The 7,242-nt window shown below is 69.5% G+C and carries 8 protein-coding genes, 1 rRNA gene and 1 pseudogene; 1 reads left to right on the forward strand and 9 read right to left on the reverse strand.

Annotated elements, in window-relative coordinates:
- A pseudogene (locus ACFVXE_RS38180) lies at window positions 1-83 on the forward strand (transposase); the annotation flags it as partial.
- Window positions 84-218: 135 nt separating this feature from the next.
- Here the strand turns inward: ACFVXE_RS38180 and ACFVXE_RS38185 are convergent.
- From ACFVXE_RS38185 to rrf, 9 genes are all read right to left on the reverse strand, one after another.
- Window positions 219-1,268 carry a lysophospholipid acyltransferase family protein gene (locus ACFVXE_RS38185; RefSeq protein ID WP_389678320.1) on the reverse strand — a complete coding sequence of 350 codons (1,050 nt, stop codon included), beginning with the start codon at window positions 1,266-1,268 and terminating at the stop codon, window positions 219-221.
- 15 nt (window positions 1,269-1,283) lie between these two features.
- The gene (locus tag ACFVXE_RS38190; protein WP_389678321.1) at window positions 1,284-2,378 is read right to left on the reverse strand and encodes an NAD-dependent epimerase/dehydratase family protein; all 1,095 of its coding nucleotides are present in this window, start codon (window positions 2,376-2,378) and stop codon (window positions 1,284-1,286) included.
- A 199-nt stretch (window positions 2,379-2,577) separates the two neighbouring features.
- The gene (locus tag ACFVXE_RS38195) at window positions 2,578-2,676 is read right to left on the reverse strand and encodes a 30S ribosomal protein bS22 (protein ID WP_003948845.1); all 99 of its coding nucleotides are present in this window, start codon (window positions 2,674-2,676) and stop codon (window positions 2,578-2,580) included.
- 110 nt (window positions 2,677-2,786) lie between these two features.
- Window positions 2,787-2,999, reverse strand: coding sequence for a helix-turn-helix domain-containing protein (locus ACFVXE_RS38200; RefSeq protein ID WP_014046653.1), 213 nt, complete (start codon window positions 2,997-2,999; stop codon window positions 2,787-2,789).
- Between the two features lie 128 nt (window positions 3,000-3,127).
- Complete coding sequence (locus tag ACFVXE_RS38205; protein WP_389678323.1) at window positions 3,128-3,943, reverse strand: phosphatase; 816 nt, start codon at window positions 3,941-3,943, stop codon at window positions 3,128-3,130.
- 126 nt (window positions 3,944-4,069) lie between these two features.
- The gene (locus ACFVXE_RS38210; protein ID WP_389678324.1) at window positions 4,070-5,242 is read right to left on the reverse strand and encodes an acetoin utilization protein AcuC; all 1,173 of its coding nucleotides are present in this window, start codon (window positions 5,240-5,242) and stop codon (window positions 4,070-4,072) included.
- Window positions 5,211-6,410, reverse strand: a complete 1,200-nt coding sequence (locus ACFVXE_RS38215) for an MFS transporter (RefSeq protein WP_389678325.1) — start codon at window positions 6,408-6,410, stop codon at window positions 5,211-5,213. Before ACFVXE_RS38215 ends, ACFVXE_RS38210 begins: the two co-directional genes overlap by 32 nt.
- A gap of 41 nt (window positions 6,411-6,451) precedes the next feature.
- Window positions 6,452-7,096 (reverse strand): HAD family hydrolase, encoded by a 645-nt coding sequence (locus ACFVXE_RS38220; protein ID WP_389678327.1) that lies wholly within the window; start codon window positions 7,094-7,096, stop codon window positions 6,452-6,454.
- A gap of 72 nt (window positions 7,097-7,168) precedes the next feature.
- Window positions 7,169-7,242, reverse strand: a 5S ribosomal RNA gene (gene rrf / locus ACFVXE_RS38225); the annotation flags it as partial.

A 7,242-nucleotide genomic window follows, 5' to 3' on the forward strand; every position in this document is an offset into this window, starting at 1 on the left:
TCCGCCGCTACATCATCTGGCGAAACCGCCACGCCGACGACCGGCACCTACGCGCCGTCGTCGACAGGGCAAACGTTGCTTGATCCGGCACTAGTACGACCGTCCTCAATCGCCGGAACAGCAAGCCCCGCACCGGCACGACCAAGCCCTCCGGCGATTGAGGACGCCGCACGTCCGGACACGCTCCCAGGAAGACCGCGGCCCGCCCCGACACACCGTCAGAAGAACACCGAACGCCGCTGCACCAGCAGCTTGTACAGCGTGTGCTGAATCTGCTCCCGCACCTGATCGGTCAGGTTGAACATCAGCATCGGGTCCTCCGCCGCCTCCACCGGATACCCCTCCGTAGGAATCGGCTCCCCGAACTGGATCGTCCACTTCGTGGGCAGCGGCACCGCCCCCAACGGCCCCAGCCAGGGGAACGTGGGCGTGATCGGGAAGTACGGGATCCCCAGCACCCGCGCCAGCGTCTTCGCATTGCCGATCATCGGGTAGATCTCCTCCGCCCCGACGATCGAGCACGGCACGATCGGCACCCCGGCCCGCAGAGCCGTGGACACGAACCCGCCCCGCCCGAACCGCTGCAGCTTGTACCGCTCGCCGAACGGCTTGCCGATGCCCTTGAACCCCTCAGGCATCACGCCGACGACCTCCCCCTGCCTCAACAGCCGCTCCGCGTCCTCCGCGCAGGCCAGCGTGTGCCCGGCCTTCCTCGCCAGCTCGTTCACCACCGGCAGCATGAAGACCAGGTCCGCGGCGAGCAGACGCAGATGCCGGCCGGCCGGATGGTTGTCGTGCACGGCGACCTGAAGCATCAGCCCGTCGAGCGGCAGCGTCCCCGAGTGGTTGGCCACGATCAGCGCCCCGCCGTCCGACGGAATGTTCTCGATGCCCTTCACCTCGACCCGGAAGTACTTCTCGTACACCGGCCGCAGCATCGACATCAAGACCTGGTCGGTGAGCTCCTTGTCGTACCCGAACTCGTCGACCTCGTACTCACCGGTGACCCGCCGCCGAAGAAACGCCAGACCGCCCGCGATCCGCCGGTCCCAGCCACCGCGCCCGGCCGAAGCGCTCCCGTCGGGCACGGGCTCACCGTCTCTCTGGGACGCCTCCTGGGTCTGCGCGGTGTCCTGCTGCCCCGGCAGGGCGCTGAGGGCCGCAGTGCCCACCGCAGGCCCGGCGGCTGCCCGCCGCCGCGCGGACCGCGGCCCGCCGCCCGAGCGTGAACGGTCGTCGTCGAACGGAATGACCTTGGCATCCGCCATCGTCGGTGCGCTCCTCTACCTGACGCTGGGGGTCGGTTGTGTGTCGCCCGCCCCGGTGATCCCCGGAACCTCGCCCGCCCCGCCGGCGAACGGCAACGCCGCCACCCGGTCGACGGCCCTGCCCACCGTCCCGGGCGGCAGCAGTCCGGGCCCCTGGCCGCGTGTGAACTCCGCGAACGTCTCCGCGGTGGTGAAGGCCGGGTGGAAGCCCAGCGTCTCGCGCATCTGGACGGTGGAGACCACCCTGCCATGCGTGAGCAGCCGGATCTGCTCCGGCGCGAAGTCCGTCATGCCGACCGTACGGAGCGCCTGACCCACCCACGTGACGGCCGGCAGCAGCAGCGGCAGCGTCGGCCGCCCGAGCCGCCGCGCGCACTGCGAGAGCAACAGCACCCCGTCCCCCGCGATGTTGAACGTGCCGCTGTTCAGCGTCCCGCGACGGGGCTCGCGCGAGGCGATCCCGAGGACGTCGAGCACGTCGCTCTCGTGCACGAACTGGAGCCGGGGGTCGTACCCGAACACCGTCGGCAGGACGGGCAGCGCCAGATAGTCGGAGAGCGGCGAATCCGCGTCCGGCCCCAGGATGTTCGCGAACCGCAGCACGCACACGGCGACGTCCGGCCGGCGGCGCGCAAAGCCCCGTACGTATCCCTCGACCTCCACCGCGTCCTTCGCGAAGCCCCCGCTCGGCAGCGACTTGGGCGGAGTGGTCTCCGTGAAGACCGCCGGATCGCGGGGCGCGGAGCCGTACACACTCGTACTGGACTTGATCACCAGCCGCTGGACCGTCGGAGACTTCTGGCAGGCACCGAGCAGCTGCATGGTGCCGATGACGTTGGTCTCCTTGATGGCGGTCCGGCCGCCCGCGCCGAGCGCCTTCCCCGAGACGTCCAGATGGACGACCGTGTCGACGCTGTGCTCGGCGAGAACTCTGGCGATCGCGGGCTGGCGGATGTCCGCGCGCACGAAGTCGGCGTCACCCAACTGATGCCCGGGCGCGACCGCGTCGACGGCGATCACCCGCTCCACATCCGGATCCCGCTGGATGCGCCGCACGAACCGGCCGCCCAGCTGCCGGGCCGCTCCCGTGACGAGCACGACCTTCCCCAAGATCAGCGCCTTCCGTCGAAGAGGTTCCCCTGGCCGTCACCGTAGCGGGTGGATGTTGCCCTGTGATGACCGCGCGGCTGCCTTCCGCCGAGTCTTTGGCCCAAATGTGGGTAACACCGCCCGCAGCCCCCGACCGGAACGCACCGCAGCCCTCCCGCCGTATCGGCGGGAGGGCTGCGGATTCACGAACTGCGTTCGCTTACTTCTTGTTGCGACGCTGAACGCGCGTGCGCTTGAGCAGCTTGCGGTGCTTCTTCTTGGCCATCCGCTTACGCCGCTTCTTGATAACAGAGCCCACGACTACCCTCGCTCACTTCTTCTTCACTGGTGCGGGGCGTCTGGGCCCACACGACCTACGTCGGCCTAGCCTACCCGCCACCGCGTGAGGGACGTAATCCGAGGGGAATGTCAGGCGGATTCGACCCCCACGAAGGACTCGCGGAGATACTCGTGAACCGCTTGCTCCGGGACCCGGAAGGACCTTCCCACCCGGATCGCCGGCAGATGACCACTGTGCACCAAGCGATACACGGTCATCTTCGACACTCGCATGACCGAGGCGACTTCCGCCACGGTCAGAAACTTGACCTCGTTGAGAGGCCTCTCGCTGCCAGCAGCCATGACCCACCTGTACCTTCCGCACGAGACGCGCACCGGCTTCCCCTCCGGTGACTCTTCGTCGTTGTGCGCTCACTCCCCAGATTAGGGGCGGGTGATGCGAGTGGGGAAGAGGAGGGGCCATCGGGCGCCTACTGTGACAGACACGCCCGATTGAGCACATAGCGAGTAAGCGGCCGGTAGTGGGCGGACCGCACGCCGTCGTCGAGCGGCACGGCGACCGACACCCGTCCCTCCGCCTCACCGACGAACAGCGCGGGGTCGTCCGTGTCCGCCAGGCCGATCGCCTCAATGCCCAGCTGACCTGCCCCGCAGACCCATCCGTGGTCCCCTACGACGAGCTCGGGCAACCGCCCGTGTGCCACCGCCGCACCCTCCAGCGCGACCCGAACCGGCAGCGGGGAGTGGGTATGTGCGCCGGGCTCACCACCGGCGGACCGCACGCCCGGTTCGCGCACCAGCGCGACTCCCCGTACGTAGTCCAGCTGGTACGTACGTACGCCGAACCGGGACGTTATGTCGACACATCGCCCCTGCGCAGGGGTGAGTACGGAACACCCGACCGCCGACAAAGCGTCTGCCAGCGCGGCGTAGAACCCCAGCAACCGATGCGGGTGACCGGTTCCGAACAGCACCGGCGCCCGCCGGTCCGCGACACTGGACAGCCGCTCGGCGAAAGCGTCCAGCCCCGCCAGCGTCCGCTCCGGGTCGATCACATCAGGACCCGAAACATGAGCGGGATCGTCCGAAACCCCGCACTTGTCGGCCATCAAGCGAAGCAGATCGGACTCCTCCCAGCCCCATTCGGGGTCGAGGCCGAGCATCACCCGGGGGTCCCTGGCCGCGAACAGCCGATAGCTCCGCAGACTCACCTCCCGTGCGGTGGCCACGGGCCCGGCCAGCCGGGCCGCCAGCAGATGAGCGCGCAGCGCTCCGGTGCTCAACACCCTGCCGATGCTGCCCTCAACCACCCGGACGGAGGGTCAGAAGCTCGGTTGGAACCCACAGTTGGCGTAACCATTCCGCACCGCTGCGCGCAAACGACCGCACCGGACCGTCCCGCCCCGCCCCGCTCAGGTCAGCAGTCCCCGCAGCGGGAACGCCGCCCGCCTGGTCGCGAGCACCGCCTGGTCCAGCCGGTCCGCCGGGTCGTACCCCGCCTCCCACGGCTGCCACGAAGGGGTACACCCGTCCGTCATCCGCACCGGCCCCGGCTGCCGGGTCCTGGCGTGGACCTCGTCCCGCCACGAAGCGGGAATCACCGCCTCCGGATCCACCGGCGCATGCGCGGCGATCCCCACCAGATGCGTCCAGGACCGCGGCACCACATCGACGACCGCGTAGCCGCCCCCGCCGAGCGCGACCCACCGCCCGCCCTCCGCGTACACGTGGGCGAACTCATGGCACGACTCCATGACCGACCGCTGGGCGTCCAGCGACACCGCCAGGTGCGCGAGCGGGTCCTCGACGTGCGTGTCGGCCCCGTGCTGGGTGACCAGGACCTGCGGCCGGAAGTCCGCCAGCAGCTCCGGCACCACCGCGTGGAACGCCCGCAGCCACCCGGCGTCCCCCGTCCCGGCGGGCAGTGCCAGGTTCACCGCGGCCCCCTCGCCGGCCCCGGCCCCGGTCTCCTCCGGCCAACCGGTCTGCGGGAAGAGGGTCCTGGGGTGCTCGTGCAGCGACACGGTCAGAACCCGGGGGTCCTCCCAGAACGCGGCCTGCACCCCGTCACCGTGGTGCACGTCCACATCGATGTACGCAACCCGTTCCGCCCCGAGCTCCAGCAGCCGGGCGATGGCGAGGGCCGGGTCGTTGTAGATGCAGAATCCCGCCGCGCCGCCGGGCATGGCGTGGTGCAGCCCGCCCGCGAAATTGACCGCGTGGGCGGTGTCCCCGCGCCACACCGCTTCGGCCGCCGCCACCGACTGCCCGGCGATCAGCGCCGACACCTCGTGCATTCCCGCGAACGCCGGATCGTCGATGGTCCCGAGTCCGTAGTTCTGATCGGCCGTCCGGGGATCCACCGAGGCCGCGCGCACGGCCGATACATAGTCTCCGCGATGCACGAGCCGCAGCGTGGACTCCCCGGCCGGCTTCGCCGCCACCACGTCCACCGCAGCGTCCAGCCCGAACGCCCGCACCAGCCCCATCGTCAGGGCGAGCCGGACGGGATCCATCGGATGACCGTCCCCGAAGTCGTATCCCGTTACTGCGTCATCCCACATCAGCTGTGCGCGGCCGCTCATGTCCGCCACCGTATCGGGCAGGCTCCACGCCGAACGACCTGGCGTACACCAGTGTCGCGAGCACCAGCGCCATCGGCACGAGCATCGCCCCCCGGTAACTCCACGCGTCCCCCAACGCACCCACCAGCGGCGACCCCACCAGGAAGCCCACGTAGTTGAAGACGTTCAGCCGGGCGACCGCCGTGTCGCTCGCTCCCGGGAACATCCGCCCGGCGGCTGCGAACGTCTGCGGCACGATCACGCAGAGACCCAGGCCCAGCATGGTGAATCCGAGCATCCCGGTCCACGCCCCGGAAGCCACGGCCACCACCCCGAACCCGGCGGCGGCGAGCACACTCCCGGACCGCACGACCGCCACGGCCCCGAACCGCCGCACCCCGAAGTCCCCCACGGCCCGGCCCAGCAGCGTCGTCACCATGTAGACGTTGTACGGAACGGTCGACAGCTGTTCGGAGCTGCCCAGCACATCCTGCAGATACTTCGCACTCCAGTTGGAGACCGTCGAGTCCCCGATGTACGCGAAGCTCATCACCAGGCACAGCGGCAGCAGCAGCCTGAACGAGACCGAGGCCACCCGGGCCCCTTCGCCCGGTTCTGCCGCCTCCGCCGCCCCCTCCACGTACCACCGGCTCCCGACGAAGGCGGCGGGCAGCAGCACGACGACCGCCGGAAGGTACGACATCAGCAGCGTCAGGTCCCAGTGCGCGCCGGCCCACGCCATCGACGCCCCGGCGATGCCACCCAGGCTGTACGTGGCATGGAACCCGAGCATGATGCTGCGTCCGTACGCCCGTTGAAGGCTGACCCCCATCATGTTCATGGAGGCGTCGAGAGCCCCGACGGACAGACCGAACACACCGAGGGCGACGGCCACGGCCCACAGCCGGCTGCCGGCCCCGACGCCGAGCAGCGCCAGGAGCACGACGGGCTGCGCCCACCTCAGCACGACCCCGGGCCGTACTCGCGCGACCACCTTCTCGGTGACCACGCTGCCCACACCGGCCAGGATCGGCACGGCGGCAAGGAAGACGGGCAGCAGCCCGTCGGATATCCCGTACCGGTCCTGAATGGCAGGAATACGCGTCACGAGCAGAGCAAAGGTCACCCCTTGCGCGAAGAAGCTCAACGCCAAGGAGGCCCTACCGTGCCGCAACCGCGCATCCTTCATGGCCGCAGCGTAGGGCCCCGGCCTACCCATGGGTAGACGGATCAGGCGAGCAGTTCCCGCAGTTGGGCCATGTCGGAGAAGTGCCCGGTCACCCCGGCGAGCCGGTCGGCGGGCATCATCGACGTGAACCCGTACACGTCCATCCCCGCGGAACGAGCCGCCTCCACGCCCAGTGGGCTGTCCTCGATGACGACGCACCTTTCGGGCGGGACCCCCATCCGTTCGGCGGCGCGGAGGAACAGGTCGGGTGCCGGCTTGCCGTGCCCCACATCCTCCGCGCTGAAGATCCACTCCTCCTCGAACCACTGGTCGAGCCCGGTCTTGTGATGCCCGACCCGGATCCGCTCGTGGGTCGCCGACGAGGCGACGCAGTACGGCACTCCGTCGGCGACGAGCTTCCCCAGCACGTCCTCGACGCCCTCGACCGGCTGCAGCTCCTGCCGGAACGCGGCGAAGATCCGGGAGTGCAGCGTCTCGTCGAAGTCGGCGGGCAGCTTCTCCCCGGTCCTCTCCTCGACGAGATCGTGCACCCGGTGCACGGCGGACCCCATGTAGTCACGGAGCGATTCCTCGTACGAGGTGGGGTGACCGAGCTCGGTCAGGTAGCCGGAGAGGATGGTGTTGGAGATCGGCTCACTGTCGACGAGCACACCATCGTTGTCGAAGATGACCAGTTCGTAGCGCATGGTTCGAGCCTAGACGCTCAGAACGCAGAAAAGCCCCGTGCCACAAGGGCACGGGGCTTTCCCGGAATAATTGTTCGGCGGCGTCCTACTCTCCCACAGGGTCCCCCCTGCAGTACCATCGGCGCTGAAAGGCTTAGCTTCCGGGT

This window comes from Streptomyces sp. NPDC058231 (assembly GCF_042882275.1).
Classification (GTDB): Bacteria; Actinomycetota; Actinomycetes; order Streptomycetales; family Streptomycetaceae; genus Streptomyces.